11 protein-coding genes and 1 pseudogene are annotated in these 16,693 nt (G+C 68.4%); 4 read left to right on the top strand and 8 right to left on the bottom strand.

Going from position 1 to position 16,693, the window contains the following annotated elements; all coding sequences use genetic code 11:
- Positions 1–162: 162 nt before the first annotated feature.
- From FDO69_RS32770 to FDO69_RS32750, 5 genes are all read right to left on the bottom strand, one after another.
- On the bottom strand, positions 163–636 hold the full coding sequence (locus FDO69_RS32770) for a hypothetical protein (protein WP_104785445.1): 474 nt from the start codon (positions 634–636) through the stop codon (positions 163–165).
- Positions 609–1,286: a 2,5-dihydroxypyridine 5,6-dioxygenase NicX family protein gene (locus tag FDO69_RS32765; RefSeq protein ID WP_138430240.1), complete on the bottom strand. Its 678-nt coding sequence runs from the start codon at positions 1,284–1,286 to the stop codon at positions 609–611. Before FDO69_RS32765 ends, FDO69_RS32770 begins: the two co-directional genes overlap by 28 nt.
- Positions 1,283–2,545, bottom strand: a complete 1,263-nt coding sequence (locus tag FDO69_RS32760; RefSeq protein ID WP_104785477.1) for a CynX/NimT family MFS transporter — start codon at positions 2,543–2,545, stop codon at positions 1,283–1,285. Before FDO69_RS32760 ends, FDO69_RS32765 begins: the two co-directional genes overlap by 4 nt.
- Entirely contained in the window at positions 2,532–3,269 is a 738-nt protein-coding gene (locus FDO69_RS32755) for a FadR/GntR family transcriptional regulator (protein ID WP_167526725.1), read from the bottom strand. The genes FDO69_RS32760 and FDO69_RS32755 overlap by 14 nt, the downstream gene beginning before the upstream one ends.
- 538 nt (positions 3,270–3,807) lie before the next feature.
- Positions 3,808–4,410, bottom strand: a complete 603-nt coding sequence (locus tag FDO69_RS32750) for a PadR family transcriptional regulator (protein ID WP_104785440.1) — start codon at positions 4,408–4,410, stop codon at positions 3,808–3,810.
- A 134-nt stretch (positions 4,411–4,544) separates the two neighbouring features.
- Here FDO69_RS32750 and FDO69_RS32745 point away from each other — a divergent pair, with 134 nt between their 5' ends.
- Both FDO69_RS32745 and FDO69_RS32740 read left to right on the top strand, forming a co-directional pair.
- Positions 4,545–4,937: a nuclear transport factor 2 family protein gene (locus tag FDO69_RS32745; protein ID WP_104785437.1), complete on the top strand. Its 393-nt coding sequence runs from the start codon at positions 4,545–4,547 to the stop codon at positions 4,935–4,937.
- Between the two features lie 1,160 nt (positions 4,938–6,097).
- Positions 6,098–6,868 (top strand): SDR family NAD(P)-dependent oxidoreductase, encoded by a 771-nt coding sequence (locus tag FDO69_RS32740; RefSeq protein ID WP_104785435.1) that lies wholly within the window; start codon positions 6,098–6,100, stop codon positions 6,866–6,868.
- A 324-nt stretch (positions 6,869–7,192) separates the two neighbouring features.
- Here the strand turns inward: FDO69_RS32740 and FDO69_RS42410 are convergent, their stop codons facing one another.
- The 3 genes and pseudogenes from FDO69_RS42410 to FDO69_RS32725 all read right to left on the bottom strand — a co-directional run bounded on the left by FDO69_RS42410 (position 7,193) and on the right by FDO69_RS32725 (position 8,809).
- Positions 7,193–7,552 (bottom strand): hypothetical protein, encoded by a 360-nt coding sequence (locus tag FDO69_RS42410; protein WP_234388194.1) that lies wholly within the window; start codon positions 7,550–7,552, stop codon positions 7,193–7,195.
- Positions 7,553–7,871: 319 nt separating this feature from the next.
- Positions 7,872–8,012 (bottom strand): annotated as a pseudogene (locus tag FDO69_RS42405) (alcohol dehydrogenase); the annotation flags it as partial.
- Positions 8,013–8,314: 302 nt separating this feature from the next.
- On the bottom strand, positions 8,315–8,809 hold the full coding sequence (locus tag FDO69_RS32725; RefSeq protein WP_324828047.1) for a chorismate mutase: 495 nt from the start codon (positions 8,807–8,809) through the stop codon (positions 8,315–8,317).
- A 2,715-nt stretch (positions 8,810–11,524) separates the two neighbouring features.
- Between FDO69_RS32725 and FDO69_RS32715 the strand changes: the two genes are divergently transcribed.
- Both FDO69_RS32715 and FDO69_RS32710 read left to right on the top strand, forming a co-directional pair.
- Positions 11,525–14,896 carry a S8 family peptidase gene (locus tag FDO69_RS32715; protein ID WP_159030673.1) on the top strand — a complete coding sequence of 1,124 codons (3,372 nt, stop codon included), beginning with the start codon at positions 11,525–11,527 and terminating at the stop codon, positions 14,894–14,896.
- A gap of 100 nt (positions 14,897–14,996) precedes the next feature.
- Entirely contained in the window at positions 14,997–16,688 is a 1,692-nt protein-coding gene (locus FDO69_RS32710; protein ID WP_104785474.1) for a rhamnogalacturonan lyase B N-terminal domain-containing protein, read from the top strand.
- Positions 16,689–16,693 lie beyond the last annotated feature (5 nt).

Genomic DNA, 16,693 nt, shown 5'->3' with positions numbered 1-16,693 from the left:
ATCGCATGACACATGCCAGGGTTAGAACGAGTACCTTGATCCACTTTCGATACACGCCCTAGTTGACACCACGAAGGGGCTGGCCGCCAGATGCCATGAACACGTTCAGGAGCACTTGGATGGCCCCGTCGCGTCACGGGCTGGGGCTACCCGCAGTTGCCGTCAGCGGCTGTAGCGGGGCGGCAGGCCGAGACGCGGGTTGGGATCGAGAAGGATGTCGGCGGGGCCGAACTTCCCGGCCAGCTCATGGATTTCGGGGTCGTCGTGGAGCAGGAGGTAGCCGTTGTCGACGAAGGGCCGGCCGTCGAGGGTGATGGTGGGCTGGTCGAACTGACAGTCGCAGTGGGCGTGGCCGGGGGCAGTGCGGTCGACTTCTCCCTGCGGGGTGAGGCCGTCGATGCCGAAGTAGAAGGCGCCGGCGTGCTTCTCGCGTTCGAACTGGGTACCGCCTGCCGAGCGGACCTTGGGGTTGAGTCCGATGAGCGCGTGGCGCATGCAGCAGCCGTCCGACGCGTAGCGCCGCAGTTCGGCGGCCGCCGAACCGCCGTGAACGGCAGTGACGCGGTTGTTTTCCAGCTCCAGCGTAATCTGTTCGGCGGGAACGCCGGTTACGGTGGATTCCTCGACGACAACCACGCCGTCGGTCTGGTCGGGGGAGAAGTTGGCTCCTCCGTACGGGAAGGGCCGCCACACGCCGTTGGTGAGGGGGCGCTGGAGTGGCCGCTCACCGGCGATCCCGTGGTGACGGCGCGGAAGGTCACATCGGTACCCAGTGCGGTGGTGACCCTGATCTCCTGTGCCGCGGAGATCTGGGCGTATGCCTTGGTCTCCAACCCGAAGTACAGCTCGAGCGGGAACCGGGCCCTGGTGGAAAGGGCCGAGGCCGTGGCCGTCTGGTGCAGGGACACGAACCGGGCCCGCTTCTTGGCGATCTCGTTGAAGAACTGTGGGGCGGTGTGCACCTCCCCCCACCACGTCAGCGAGATCACTACGTCGGCGGCGGCGTGAGCGGCGGACAGGAGCGGTGAAAGCGCTCGACCCCACGCACCGGCGCTGAACGGCGCTGTGGACAGCACATGCACCTCGGCATTGCGGTAGGCGGCCGCCGCCGCGACCGCCTGGATGACCACCGGATCGGTGCCGTGCTCGGCCAGGACCAGCACCTGCTCGCCCGCCGTGACCGCGGCGTATTCCATGAGGTTGTAGGCGCCAGGCATTAGCTCGGTGATCGACAGTGGTGCTGCCGTCGGCGTGTCCAGGTAGCTGACGGGGGCGGTCATGGTCATGACAGCCACTCTTCGATCGATGCGGGTGCGGAAACTTGGGATTTCGTGTTGAGACGCAGGTCGCGGCCGGCGCCGGCTCCGACGGCGGCCTGGATGAGTGTGAGGGCGACCAGGAGCAGGAGAGGGAGCGTCCATCCGCCGGTGAGCTCGCGCAGCGCGCCGAGGAGGAGTGGTCCAACGGCGGCCACCAGGTAGCCGACGGACTGGGCCATCGAGGCCAGTGCCGCTGCCTGAGAGGCGTCCGCCGCCCGCTGGCCCTGGAAAGTCAAGGCGAGGACCAGGCACGCTCCGCCGCCCAGGCCCGTGAGCACACAGGACACGGCGGCCAACTGCGGTGCCACAGCCAGCAGCGCGAAACCCGCCGCGACGATCGCTGAGGCCGCCGCCGCCAGAAGTCGTTGATCCGTCCATCTGCGGGCGAGGACGGGAAGTGCACTGCTGGAGACGAGACCGACGATCTGGAAGAAGAACAGCTGCCACCCGGCGGCGGTCTCTCCTACTCCGTGATCGTGCACGATGCTGGGCAGCCAGGCGATCGTGGTGTAGAAGCCGAGGGACTGCAGCCCCATGAACACGCTGACCTGCCAGGCCAGGTGGGAACGCCAGGGGATACGCACCCGCGCGGCAGACGTCGCCGCCCCGGGGCCGGTGCGCCGGTACAGCGGGATCCAGACCCCGAAGGCCAGCGCGGCGAGTACGGCCCAGCACGCCAGCGCGGTGTGCCATCCCCCGGGCAGGTGATTCGCCAGCGGGACCGACACCCCGGAAGAGACGGCCGCAAGCAGGCCCATCGCGGTGACATAGAGGCCGGTCACTTGCCCGATCCGGTCTTCCGGCACGGTGCTCTTGATGACGGACGGCAGCAGCACGTTGCCGTAAGCGATCGCGCCCGCGACCACCACCGTGCCCGCAAACAGGAAGAACACCCCGGGTACGGATCGCATGAGCAGCCCGGCCGCCAGCACGGCGAGCGAGACGACCAGGACGCGGGGCGCACCGTGCCGCTGGGCGGTCCGGCCGACCAGCGGTGAGGTGGCGGCGAAGGTGAGCAGCGGCAGGGTGCTCAGAAGCCCGGTCCAGGTGCCGGACAGGCCGGTCGATGTCTCGATGCCGGGAAGCAATGGACCCACCCCGGTCAGTGCGGCACGCAGGTTCACCGCGACGAGCACAACACCCACCAGCAGCCACACACCGGGTAGGACGCCCGACGCAGCGCTGCCCGTCCTGCCCGACACGTCGCGCGGGTCATTCACCCGCATCACGACCGCTTCCCACCGCACCGCCCTTATCAGCGCCGGCATCCGCGCTCAGCCGGCCCGTAACTCGCACCAGCATGGACGCCGCGTAGCGGGCAGCGACCGCGTCGCCGGCACCGATCGCATCAACCACTGCACCATGCCAGTGGTCATGTTCGGCGGCGACGTCGCCGTCCCACGGCAGCGCGGTCAGCACGGCGGCCAGGGCACCGCCCAGATGTTCGTAGATCTCCGCGAGCAACTCGTTGCCGCTGGCCTGTACGACGGCCAGGTGAAAGGCGCCATCGGCGGCCGCGATCTGCGCCATCACCCCCGAGTGGTTGCTTTCGCGAGCCACCGCCAGCAGTTCCCGCAGCCGCGCGATGTCCGCTTCGGACCGCCGTTCGGCGGCCACGCCGGCGGCATACTCCTCCAGCACCGCCCGCAGTTCCAAAACGTCCGCCGGAGGCGTGGTAGCCGTCCGCCGCAGCAGGACCGCCTCCAACTCACTGGCCACCCGGACGTAGGTGCCATCGCCGACCCGAGCCTCCAGCAGGCCGAGGTGGACCAGGGCCCGCAAGGCCTCGCGAATGGTGTTCCTGCTCACCTGGAGCATCTCAGCCAGTTCCAGCTCCCCCGGAATGCGGGTGTCCACCGGCCACCGCCCGGATGCCAGTTGCTCCCGCAGCTGGTCAGCAACCTGTGCGGCCAGGGTCGACGCCCGGCGTGGCTGCCGCAGTCCCTCCATCACAACCTCCAAATGCTGGACATCTGCACATCCGGATTGAAGCATGGGAAGGGCCGCCAAAGCTGGCGTCGCCCGATGATTGGTCCGCTTACCCGCGCCTGCACGCCACACAGATGCCGGGAAAGCATCGCCGGTCGAAGGGCAGCACTTGCGGCTCCGTCGGAGAGCGCTCGAGTCCAGTGAGTTACTGCCTTGCCGTGCAAGTCGGCGGCGGAACGGGTTGACAGGACGGCCCGATCGCACCTCGCAGTAGGTGCGGTACCTGGTCCCGCAAACCGAGGATCAAGTGCTGCATGGGGAAGTGAGCTCGCACTCGGGGCGGGCGCGTGCTGTGAAGCGGCGGGCACTCAGGGACACGACGGCGGCCTAAGCGCCGCAACACGTCGGGTCGTTCCCCACGAGCCTTCATCGGGACTGATCGCGGAGTGAAGGCGGCCAGGGAAGCGGCACCCGCTCCTGCTGCTGCCCTGTTTGTATTCCGCTGCCCTTCTGCTCCAAACGAGCAGGACCGGCCAGCTCGCGCAGCCCCGCCAAATCCCTATTCGTCACCCGCGCTTGTCGCAGGCCGGCCCTTCGCCTGGAGCGCGGCCGCACGCTGGTCGACCCTGCGCAGCGCGATTGCCCCCCACTGATGGTTCTCCCGTTCGAACGACATCCCACGCAGCAGGGTGAGGTAGGGACCGATGCGTTCGGCTTCGGCGAAGTACGCCTCCTCGGAGCGCCCGTCAAGCAGGCGCTGCCGGAGCCTCTCGTAGCGGGCCAGCTTGGCGGTTGCCCACTCCATGCGCTCGACGATGGCCTCGCGGACCGCGTCAATGTCGCCCGCATCCAGGCACTGCACCTTGACCATCAATTCGTCCCGGATCACCGCCGGCTTACCCAAAGGCTCGGCCGTGTAGGCGTGTACGACCTCACGCCCGATCTCCGTCAGGGAGAAGAGTCGCTTGTTGGGGCGGCGCTCCTGCTCGACGAGGCGGGCCGTGACCAGCCCTTCGGCCTCCATGCGATCCAGCTCCCGGTAGAGCTGCTGGGGCGTCGACATCCAGAAGTTGGCGACCGTCGCGTCGAATTTTTTTGCGAGGTCGTAGCCGGACGCCTCGCCCTCGAGCAGCGCGGCCATCACCGCGTTCCGCAATGCCATGGGCACACGCTAGCACTACTGAGACTAGTCAACTACGCGACTAGTGAGCGTCGCCAACAACCTGTAGACAGTGGGCAAGTGTCCGTTCTACTCTCTAAGCACCTATTCAATTTATTGAGTATGCGAGGTGGCTCATGCATCCTTTCCGCAAGGCCGTCGAGAGCGGGGACATGGACGCCGTGGCCGACCTGCTGGCCGACGATGTCGTCTTCACCAGCCCGATCGCCTTCAAGCCGTACTCGGGCAAGGCGGTCAACGCCGCGTTCCTACGTGGTGTACTCCGCGTCTTCGAGGACTTCACCTACATCCGTGAGATCGCGGGCACCGACGGCCGCGACCATGTCCTCGTCTTCACCACGACCGTCGCCGGCAAGAAGCTCCAGGGCTGCGATCTCCTCCACTTCGACGAGAACGGCAGGATCGACGACTTCACGGTGATGGTGCGCCCGCTCTCCGCCGCCCAGGCGCTGGCCGAGGCCATGAGTGCCCAGTTCGAGCAGATCGCACGAGAGGCGGCCGAACAGTGACCACGAACGCGTACCTCAGCGACACAGGGACCGTGGACCATGCCACACGCCTCTGATGCGAAACCCGGTACGGGAGGAAGCCCTCTTCCACGGCATGGAACGCACCAGCTCGGCGAAGACCGCGAGAGGGACGCGCCTATCCCACACAAGTGGCGGCTACCACTCGCGATCTGTGCCGGCACTTTCACGCTCATGGCGGGCATCACGGCCTCAGGCGCCGCGGCCCACCACCAAACGGGGCATCCGCTGCCCTCGTCCTGTCGGCCCCAGCAGGCTGCAGACACCTACGATCCGGCGCCGACCCCCCTACGGAACCCTCTCGGCACCCCAGCGGCCAGCCCGTCCTGTGACGCGACCGTCCCCGACCGCACCCCGGCCCCGACACCCGAACCCGCACCAATGGCGGCACCTTCGCCGGATCAGGCGGATGCCCCAGCACGGCCCGCCCTCAGTTCGCAGCCAGCGGTCGCCTAACCCGGCGCAAGCTGGACACCTCGTCACACTGGCGGCGCAGCGCCTCCCGCCCTGAGCCCATCGGACGCCACGGCCCCGGACGAGAGAGACCCCCTGAAAGCGAAAGTGCCACGGCGCGTCGCAGTCCCGAACGGCGAGGTCAGCGATGATCCCACCGATGACGGGGACGATCTTGAAGCCATGCCCGGCGAATTGCAGGCGATCCGGACCTGGGGATGGCGGGGGTGGGCCGACAACACAAAGCGCTCGTCGGGAGTGAGCGTGTACCTGCAGGCCGCGCCGCTCAGGAACCGCCCGCCGCCCAGCGCGGGAATCCGCAGACGCAGATCCCCGCGCATCGCCTCCACCTCCTCCGGATGGATCTCCCGATCGAGGCCGTCCGGATCGGCGAGAGAAACCTTGGCGTGGAAGGCGACCTTGGCGCCGTCGTCCGCGCCGCCGACCGCGGGAAAGCCGTAAATGTCGCCGCCGTCGCGGTCCTCACAGACGTAGACCTGATGCTGGTCCGGAGCGAAGGGCGCGGTTCCGTCCCGGGGGCAAACCAGGAGATGACGCGACGTCGCGAACCAACTAGTTCTCGGCAGGGCCGACGACGGCCTGGCTGTCCCTCCCTGCGAGGGTGAGCGCCTCCTACAGTCCGGGCGGGTGTGAACTCTTTCCGCCACGTCAGCAAGCGAAGGAACACCATGGCAGGCATCACAGGCAGGACCGTTCTGATCGTCGGAGCCTCGTCAGGGATCGGCGCGGAGGTCGCGCGCCGGCTCGGCCACGGTGGCAACCGTCTGGTCGTCACGGCACGACGGGCCCCCGAGCTGGCAGCCCTTGCTGAGGACGTACGAGCGGCCGGCAGCGCCTGCCTGGACATTTCCGCCGACGCCCTGGACGCGCAGGCGGCCGCCGACGTAGTGGCGTCCGCCGTTGCCCAGTACGGCTCGATAGACATCGCCCTGCTCAACGCCGGCCAGGGACCGGACATGTCGATGGACGAGGTCACCGTGGCGGACGTGTCACGGATCATGGCGCTGAACTACGACGTCGTCGTCAACTACCTCATCCCGCTGATCGCACAGATGGGAGACCAACCGCACGGCGGCCTGATCGCACACACCAACTCGCTGGCAGGGCTCATGGGCATCCCCCGCCAAGGCCCCTACTCCGCCGCGAAGGCGGCCGCCCGAACGCTCATCGACGCCGCGCGCGTCGAACTGGCGCCCAAGGGCATCCGGTTCACCAGCATCCACCCCGGCTTCGTAGCGACCGACCGGGTCAACGCCGACAGCCTGCCCAAACCCTTCCAGGTCAGCACAGAGCGCGCGGCACGCCACGTCATACGTGCTCTGGAGAGAGAACCGGCGCAGGCGTACTTCCCCTGGGCGACAACCGCCCTGGTTCGTACCCTCAGCGTCCTGCCCACTGCGGTCTCCTCGGCAGTCCTCCGGAGCCTGGCTTCCCGATAGAGCAGCTGCGGGTATGTGTGGCGGCGGCATCCCAGCGACGTGGTTACCTCACCAGATGGGCGTCATGCCGCTCGACGACCTCTGACGGGCGACTCCGCGCTACCGGCCAGCGCGAGGGTGAAGCGGGGACGCCCTTCGCGAAGGTGCAGAACCTGGGGTAGGTGCGGGTAGTGGCCCGCTGAGTCCTGTCGCCAAGGGATGGGGGGTGCGTCGGCGGCGTCGCCGACGCTTCCCTACGTGTCCATCCTTCAAGGACATGGGCCGATCGCGTCGTCCTGATCCCCGTAGGGTCCGCGGCGCGGGGCGTTCAACCTCGTTCGGGCGTCAGTCCGCCGTCTGTGCCAGGCCCTCCGTCACCTTCCGCAGCAACGGCCTGCTGCCGGCGATGGCAGCGAACATGGCCAGCGCGCCGAGGCTCACGCAGGCCACGAGTTGCACGGACCGGAGGCGTTGATCGTCGTGCCGGCCGCCTAGTTGAGTTGCATGGCGCCGAAGACACCCATCGGCGGTGGTGCCGCCGGCCAGGACGGCCAACGGGATGACGGTCTCGCGGACTCGGGCCCGGTCCAACACCTTCAGCGGGGTGCCGGCCAGCCGCAGCAGGCCGTAGATCCGGCGCCGGTCGAGGACGTTCGCGGCCGCGGTGAGGCCGGCGGAAGCGGCTGCGACAAGGAAGCTCAGCACCAGGGTCGCGGTGCTGACGGTGGCAATGCGGGCGAATCCCGTGTCGTCCGGCGCGGAGACGTACTCCTGCGTGAACGGGTACCTGCCCGACGCACGGACCTCAGGGCGGTGACAGCACTGTCGATGTCCTCCTGACTGCCGGAGACATGGGCGATCACGCCGGTGGCACCGCCCAGCAGGCTGTCGTAGTCGTCCTCCCTCACGCCGGAGACGGTCACCGTGACGCCCATACGGCGCAGCGCAGTACGAGCCAGGCGTCTGGGGCGTTCGTGGTGATCACTGCCACCTGGCCCGATATCGGCGGCGGTGACCACCACCAAGGGCGAGGGTCGACGGCTTTGTCGGCATAGGCGCGGATGGTGGCGTCCAGGCCGGGTGAGCGGGACAGAATGCCGACCGCGGTGACGTCCTTGAGGGCGAGCGTGCGGGTGTCGATCCGGCTTGGCTCGCCGGCCAGTCCGCCCGCGTTGGGTGAGGCACGAGAAGAAGTGGCCCCGGAAGTGTGATGCGAAGTCGAACGCGTCCCGCCCGCCGGGCATCGTGATGCAGCAAACTCACCTCTGCGGCCTTCGTATGAGCACGGTTCCGTGGCGGAACGCATGATCATGCGAGGGCCGTCCGACTGCCCGGCGAATCTCCAGACGTTTGAGGAAGCATTCGCGGAACGGCCACTCCGTGGCCGTTCCGCGAACCGAGGCCCCGGGGCGATGAGTCACCTGAAAAGGCAATGACGGAGGCCCGGTCAGAGCCGAGATTCAGGCCTTACTTCAGAGGGCTGGTGCACACCGACTGCGTCGCGGTTTCGAGTGCCTGGCGGTGCAGTGCGTCGAGCCGGTCGATGATTGAGCCCGACTGCGTGGCCAGTGCCAACTGGACAGTGCAGGCCACGGGGGTGCTCCGCAGGTGCTGCGTAGTCTTGAGCCCTTGCAGGAGCTCCGTGGTGAGCTGGTCGAGCTGCGTGCGAATCTGGGTGAGATCCGGACGCGTGGTCGGCGCCTCGTCGGGGTATGCGGTCCAGCGGGCGAAAAGCCCCTTCTGCACAACCTTGCTCGCGGTGATCTGGTCCCGGAAGAACGCTACCGTCGCGTCCGGGTCCAGACCGAGCGTACCGGCCTGCTGCCTGACCGCATCCAGCTCCTGCTGCTCACGAGCCGGGTCAGCGATGGGCGAGTTGGTGCCGAACTTCGACGCCGCTACCTGATCGCTGACCAGGAGACGCTGAATGACGATGTCTGTCAGTGAACCGAGCTGGCCCAACGGCTTGACAGTCGTGTTGGAACTCTCTGCCGGAGTTTCCTGTGGGCCACCACTCGCCGCCATGGCCTGAGGTGCACCCAGTGCGACTGCGGCTACCACCGACGCGCCAGGCAATATGTGACGACGCATCCTTTTGGGAGTCTTCAACTGCATTTCCTCGCTCTTGCTCAGGTGATCATTTTACCGACGCACTATCCGCGCGGCCCGGCAGTGTCCCGCCCGCGACCCGCACCACGTAGATGCGATGCGCTCTTGCCCTAACCGAGGGGCGTCGCCCGGACCTCGGAGATCTGGCCTTGGCTCCGCGGTATGCGGCTGGGAACCAACGGATGCGACACAGGGTTCGAAAAAAGCTTCTTCGGCTCCGGCGTACGGGTTCTGGTCATAGGGGTGGGTTGTCGCTGCTGGTCAGATGAGGTTCGGGAGGGCCTGCGATCGTTCGACCGCGCCGGTGATCACGTCGGTCCACGGCAGGTGCGTCGCGAATTTCAGGTGCCGGGGGGGCTGTGGTGACGATCCGGGCACTACGCCAAACCGGGCCTTGGGTCCAAGGCCGCACCCCACCACACAGAGTCCCGTGGCAAGCTGACGAGGACTCAGGAAGATAATAATTAACGCGAACAGCACCATTACAACGCACGATTGAGGCCTTGCCTGGACGCATACAACTCCGGAACTGCCAACGACACGCAAGCAGTTCTGTGGACCTGCAACGTCGGATCCGGCCAGCGGTGGGCCCTCATCAGAACGCAGGCCGAACCGAGTGCCGGAACGGTTCACAGCCGAAGTGCCGTGCATGGCCGGCACTTCGGATCCCCCTCCCAGATTCCCCTAGGTCGGCCCTTCCGGGGAGATGTGCAGAGACCTGGGCGTCAGGCGTCGGGTGAGCCGCTCCGGGGCTGATGGAGGCTCAAACCACCCCCGTGTTCACCGAGGGGGCGCGGGTACCACTGAGCCGGTCGGCAGCGGCGGGTGCGCCGGGGCCGCCCCAGCGGTTGTGCCAGAGCCGGCGATGAGGACAAGGCCGACGCTGAGAGCGGCGGTCGCTAGCCCTGCGGCGACCGCGAGCTTCACACGATGAGTGGTGTTACGCATGGCAATCCTTCCGTGATGTGTTCAGGTGTTCCGAACCTGCCCCAAAGGGACCGGGACCGTGGTCGCGGTGTGACCGCGAGCCGTAGTGGAGCGGCCCATCGCTGACGTGAGCCGGGCTCGGCGGTGGCAGAGGCAAGGGAGCTCGGCACGTCGTGATCGGCGTACCTACCGGGTGACGCGGCGTTCCGCATGCCGATGGTCAAGATCTCTGTTTCGTGGCCGCTATCCGAGCCGCAGTAGAGGCGGCTCAGGTAAATCGGAGGGCGCTGGAAAAGTTGGTCGTCATCGGTCGTGAATTCACCGGTCGACCGCTTACGACGAGACCGGCGGCTGTCTTGCCGATGGAAGAGCGGCCGCCTTCCACGACGGGCTTGTCGCCGCGATCAGACCCGACACGGGCTTCGATGTCGTCGCTCGGGCCACTGCCGCAAACGAGATTGCAACTGGTCAGCACTCTGTGCGGCCAGAGTCGACGCCCGGCGCGGCAACCGCCACCCCTCCGTTAAACCTCCAAATGTTGGACATTTGCATATCTGGATTGAAGCATGCGAACGACTGGTCAAGCCAGCGCTCTGTGACGCATCCCACACTGGCCGTGTCTATACGGCGACCCCTGCGCTCAATATGACCCCGTCGGAAATTTCGGATGGTCGAGATCAGCTGCCGAAGATTCGTCAGCGGACTTGCAAGTCGCGGAGTCCTCGCCGGAGGAAGCCCACGCTCCGGGCGCGCTCGCGGGAGTTGCTGCACAGGGGCCGATCCGGACACCGGTGGCACTGGCTCTTGGTGAACCGCGCCATGATGAGGGGGCCGCGGTGGGCGAGCGGGTCGGGTAGGTGCTGTGCCAGCCCTGGCTGACCGGTCGATGCCGATGTGGAAGTCGCCCCGGGCGAAGTCTTCGTTCCTGCAGTGCCGGCGGGTGGGGTTGCCCCGGCAGCGACCCGCTGACGGTCCGTGCCGTTGGAGGCATTCCAGCAGCCGACAGGCCTCGCCGGCGGCGAGGATCCTGGCATTGGGCCGATGGGGTTCTGCTCAGGCGGACCGGACGGCCGTAGCGGCGCCCCCAGTCATCGTCGACCAGGCCGACCAGCATCGCCTGCTGCCGGAGTCCGCTACGCACTCTTGTTGGTTAGGAAGGGGATGACGACGAACCCGCCCGTGTGACTGAGCAACCGGGCGGGTCGACGTCCGGGACTGCAGGCACCGGCGCCGGACCAGTTGTGCGTCGCGTCGCAGCCATGACCCACGGGTTCGGGATCACGCGATGCGGACCTGCTGCGCGCGGACCGGCTCAGCGGCGACCGCGTCGCCGTGTCGGCGTGAACGCGCCTCAGCCGACGCTCGCATTTTTCAGTGCTGGTCAGGGCCTACTTACCAACTCCCCGGCCCTGCAGAGTCGGTGCCGGCCGGTGGTACTCCCTCGCCATCGGCACGTCCACAGGCGGCCCCGAGTCACCTGAGCCCCCTTCGGTGACTCGGGGCCGCCCTTGCACTCGCGTACGCGGCTTCGTACGGACCATGCAACGACCACGGGGAAGGGACCTTCCTTTGCAGAGCAAGCACCAGCGGACGAGAAGGAGACTGCACGGACATGGCAGAACAGGATTCGGCCTCGCCGCCTTGCTCGCCCTGGCCGGCCTCACCGCGACCGCGACTGCCGCCCCCGCGGCACCGGTCATTCCGGCCGGCCCGTCCGCCGCGTCTCTGGGCGGCAACCCAGGCCTGACCAAGCCGGCCGCGCGCGTGACGCTGCTGACCGGTGACACCGTCACCGTGGACGGCAACGGCCGGGTGGTCGAGGTCCGGCCGGGAAAGGGCCGTAGCGGCGTCGGGTACTCGGTACGGCGCTTCGCCGGGCACACCTACGTCGTTCCGCTCGACGCGACGAGGCTGCTGGGCAGCGGCAGGCTGGACCGCCGACTGCTCGACGTCACGCAGCTCGTCAAGGACGGCTACGACGACGCCCATCGCAAGCAGGTACCGCTGATCGTCTCCTACAACGGCTCGAGCGCTGTGCAGCAGGAAGCCAGGGAATCCCTCTTCGCCGGATCGGCGGAGGTCACGCACCGGCTGCCGGCCATCCACGGCGACGCGCTGACCACCGACAAGCCGGACGCGGGGAAGGTGTGGCGGACGTTGACCGACCCCGCCGGCAACCGCGCCGCCGTGACCACCGCCCCCGGGATCGACCGGGTGTGGCTGGACGGCCGAGTCAGGGTCACTGCGCAGGATCCCGTCGCTCCAGACCCGCACGGAGGGGTCGCGCAGATCGGTGCCCCGACGGCCTGGAAGGCGGGCTACGACGGCAAGGGCGTCAAGGTCGCCGTCCTGGACACCGGCATCGACGCCACCCACCCGGACCTCAAGGGCAGGATCCTCAAGGCCAAGGACTTCAGCGGTTCCGGCTCCACCGACGACAGGCAGGGCCACGGCACCCACGTCGCCTCCACCATCGTGGGCTCCGGCGCGAAGAGCCGCGGCAAGTACAAGGGGGTGGCGCCCGGGGCGAAGTTGCTGGTCGGCAAGGTTCTGGACGACACGGGCTTCGGTGAGGACTCGGGCATCATCGCCGGTATGCAGTGGGCCGTGGCGCAGGGCGCCAAGGTCGTCAACATGAGCCTCGGCAACGTCGACACGCCAGACGTCGACCCGATGGAGAAGGCCGTGAACGACCTGTCGGCCTCCTCCGGCGCCCTGTTCGTGATCGCCGCTGGAAACTCGGGCCCCTCGGACACCACCGTCGGCTCCCCGGGGTCAGCTGCGGCCGCCCTCACAGTGGCCGCCGTCGACCGCGACGACAAGATCGCCTCCTGGTCCAGCCGCGGACCCACCGCCGACGGCCGCCTCAAGCCGGACATCGCCGCGCCCGGCGTCGACATCATCGCCGCCAAGGCCGCCCGCGGCACCGAGGGCAACGACGAGGCACCCGGCTATGTGTCGATGTCCGGCACGTCGATGGCCACCCCGCACACCGCGGGCGCCGCCGCCATCCTGGCCCAGGAGCACCCCGACTGGACCGGCGAGCAGCTCAAGACCGCCCTCACCGCCTCGGCGAGAACGCTGAACGGCGAGACCGCGTACGACGTCGGCGTCGGCCGGGTCGACCTGCCCCGGGCGATCGACACCACCGTCAGCAGCGAGCCGTCCTCGGTCGACTTCGGCTCTCCGGACCCCTGGCCGCACAACGACGACACCCCGGTCACCAGGACTGTCACCTACCGCAACGACGGCACCCAGCCCATCACCTTGAACCTGGACATCACCGCGACGGGCCCCGACGGCGGGACGGCGCCCACCGGCATGGTCAGCGTCTCCCCCGCGCGGCTGACCGTCCCGGCCGGCGGCACCGCGCAGGCGACGGTCACGGCCGACACCCGGCTCGGCAGCGCCGACGGCCTGTACTCCGGCGCGGTCACCGCGAGCGGTGACGGGCGCAGCGTCCGTACCGCCGTGGCGGTCGACCGCGAGGTGGAGTCGCACACGCTGACCCTGGTCACCACCCGCCGGGACGGCAAGCGCGACAACGAACCGGACGTCACCGTGGCGGGACTGGACACGGGCAAGCAGTTCACGCCCTACGACGATGGAACGGCGCGGGGCGGCACGGTCACCCTGCGGCTGCCCCGAGGGCGCTACGCGATCAGCGCCACGTCCATCACCCCGGCAGGCCAATCGGCCCAGTTGGCCGCTCCTCACGTCGTGCTCGACCACGACACCACCGTCGCCCTCGACGGACGCAGGGCAAAGCCCGTGAAGGTGACTGCTCCTGATCGTCGGGCCACCTTGCGCGACGGCCAGGTGGTCTTCGCCGCCCGCGGTGCCAAGCCGGCCTACGACCTCTCCGTCGGCACCGGCCTCGACGCCGGGACGAGCTTCCTGGGCCAGGTCGGCCCGAGCGCCCCCGCGGGCGACTTCATCGCCCAGGTCGGCGGCGTCTGGCAGCGCACCGCGACCTCGCCGGCGTACAACCTGGTGACCACCCGCACCGGCCGCTTCTTCGACGGCCTCACCCGTAGGTTCGCCTCCACCCGCGGCATGGCCAGAGTGAACACCTCCGTCGCCACAGCCCTGGCCAAGGCCACGACCGCGCAGAACAACGCGTGGTCCACGCCGGGCTGGTCAGCGCTCGACCAAGCCACGTCGGCTTTCGAAGGGCCGCTGCGTGCGGCACCGACCGCCTCGATCGTGCAGTACCTGTCGGCCGACCACGGCTTGCGCTGGAGCCTCGGCGCCCGGACACAGAACGGTACGGACGGCGAGGGCATGACCGCCTTCGCCACCTCACGCCGCTTCGAGCCGGGCCGTACGTACCGCGTCACTCTGGACGGCGGTGTCCACGGCCCGATCGTGACACCGACGAAGGTCGTAGGCGGCCTGCGGGTCGGCCGGTACTACGCGCTGTGCGTGCCGATGTTCTCGGACGGGCCCGGCGACTTCTCGTTCTCCGTGCAGACCAGCGTCCACACCCGGCTCACCTCCGGCAGCAAGGTCATAGGCGACTCCACCGAGGACACCTGCCCGAACACCTACTCCAACCTGCGGGCCGACACGGCACGCTACAAGCTGTCCATCACCGCCGACCGCAGCAAGGGCTACAGGATCAGTGACCACGTCGAGGGCGTGTGGACGTTCACCTCGGCGAACACACCCGAGACCGAGGTGGTCGCCTGGCCGCTCTCCGTCGTCCGTTTCAACCCGAAGCTGAGCCTGACCGGCACGGCGAAGGCGGGCGCCCGGATCACAGTCCCGTTGTCCCTGCAGGGTCCGGCGGCGGCCAAGGGGCACCTGAAGTCGCTGACGGTGAAGGTGTCCACCGACGGCGGGCGCACCTGGAAGCCGGTCACCGTGCGCGGCACGGCGAGCGGCACGCCTTACCTGTCCCTTACCAACCCGAAGAGGCCCGGCACCGTCTCCTTCAGGGCGGACCTCTCCGACACCGCCGGCAACACCTACACCGGCACGATCCACAACGCCTACCGAACCGTCCGGTAACCGGAAGGCACCCCCGGCGGTGGTGAGCCGGCTCAGCCCGGCCACCACCGCCGCACACACCCACAGCTCGATCAGCTGCTTGCTCACGAACGGAACACCCATGGCCCACCACGGTCGCCGACGTCTGACCCGCCGCGATGTCCTGATCAGAACCGCCGTCGGCGCACTCGTCCTCGGCCCAGGCGCCGCGGTCGCCGGCCCCTTGCTCGCCACCGCCGACGCGGCGCCCAGCGCCTTCGGATACCGCGACGACGGACAGGCCTACGTCATCACCACCGGCGCCGACCTGGTCTTCAAGGTCGACCACCGCACCGGCGACCTGACCTCGCTGGTGTACAAGGGCACCGAGTACCAGGGCTACGGCAACCGCAACTCGCACGTCGAGACGGGCCTGGGCACGTCTTCCGTGAGCATCCGCAGGACCGGCGACACGATCCTGATCACCGTCGTGCACGGCACGATGCACCACTACTACGCCGCCCGCCGCGGCGAGAACAACGTCTACCTGTGGACGAACAAGGCGGACACCTCCATCACCGCCACCCGCTACATCGTCCGCGTCAAGCCCGGCCTGTTCCCCAACAACAACCCCGACACCTGGGACGCCCGCACCGACACCCTGATCGAGGCACAGGACATCCGCCGCAAGCCCAACGGCACCACCCGCTCCAAGCACTACTCCAACCAGCGTGTCATCGACTACGACCACGTCGGCTGGAGCGCCGGCAAGACCGGCATGTGGATGGTGCGCAGCAACCACGAGAAGGCCTCCGGCGGCCCGTTCTACCGCTCGCTCATGCGCCACCACTACGAGGACGGCGCAGGGCTGTACGAGATCCTCTACTACGGCGAGAACCAGACCGAACCGATGCGCTTCGGCCTTCAGGGGCCCTACATCCTCGCCTTCACCGACGGCGACGCACCCGCCCGCTCCCTCTCCCACGACCGGATCGACACCTCCTGGGTCGACGGCCTGGGCCTGGTCGGCTGGGTCGGCCGCGCAGGTCGCGGGCGGGTCGCCGGGGTCGGCATCAGCGGCCGGAGCGACGGCCACGCCTACACCGTGGGCTTCGCGAACGCCACCGCCCAGTACTGGGCGAAGGCCGACGCCGCCACCGGGCACTTCCTCTCCCCGTACATGCTCCCGGGCACCTACACGCTCACCGTGTACAAGGACGAGCTCGCCGTCCACACCACGGCCGTCACCGTGACGGCCGGGAAGACGACGGCCCTGCACACGCTGAAGGTCACCGCGGACCCGAGCCGGAAGCCCGCGATCTGGCGGATCGGCGACTGGACCGGCACCCCCGGCGGCTTCAAGAACGCCTCCCTGGTGACCACCATGCACCCCTCCGACGCCCGGGCCAGGCCCTGGACCACTGGCGTCCACACGGTGGGCTCCTCGTCTGCGGCGGACTTCCCCTGCTACCAGTGGGCGGACATCAACAACAAGCTGAAGATCCGCTTCAAGCTCACCGCCCAGCAGCTGGCCTCCGGCCACACCCTCAACATCGGCATCACCACCGCGTTCGCCAACGGCAGGCCCCGGATCAGGGTCAACGACTGGGTCTCGGCCGTCCCCCAGCCAACCAAGGAACCGACGACCCGCTCGCTCACCGTGGGCTCCTACCGCGGCAACAACCACACCTACAGCCACGCCGTCCCGGCAAGCGCCTGGATCAAGTCCGCCGACGCCTACCAGGAGCTGACGATCGAGATCGTCAGCGGCTCCGGCGGCACCGCCTACCTGAGCCCCGGAGTGTCGTACGACGCCATAGAGCTGGTGCCCTGAGCCCG

Origin of the sequence: Streptomyces tibetensis, assembly GCF_007655005.1 — a bacterium.
GTDB lineage: Bacteria > Actinomycetota > Actinomycetes > Streptomycetales > Streptomycetaceae > Streptomyces > Streptomyces tibetensis.
Note: the sequence above shows the minus strand (reverse complement) of the source record. Positions and strands in the feature narration are given on the sequence as shown.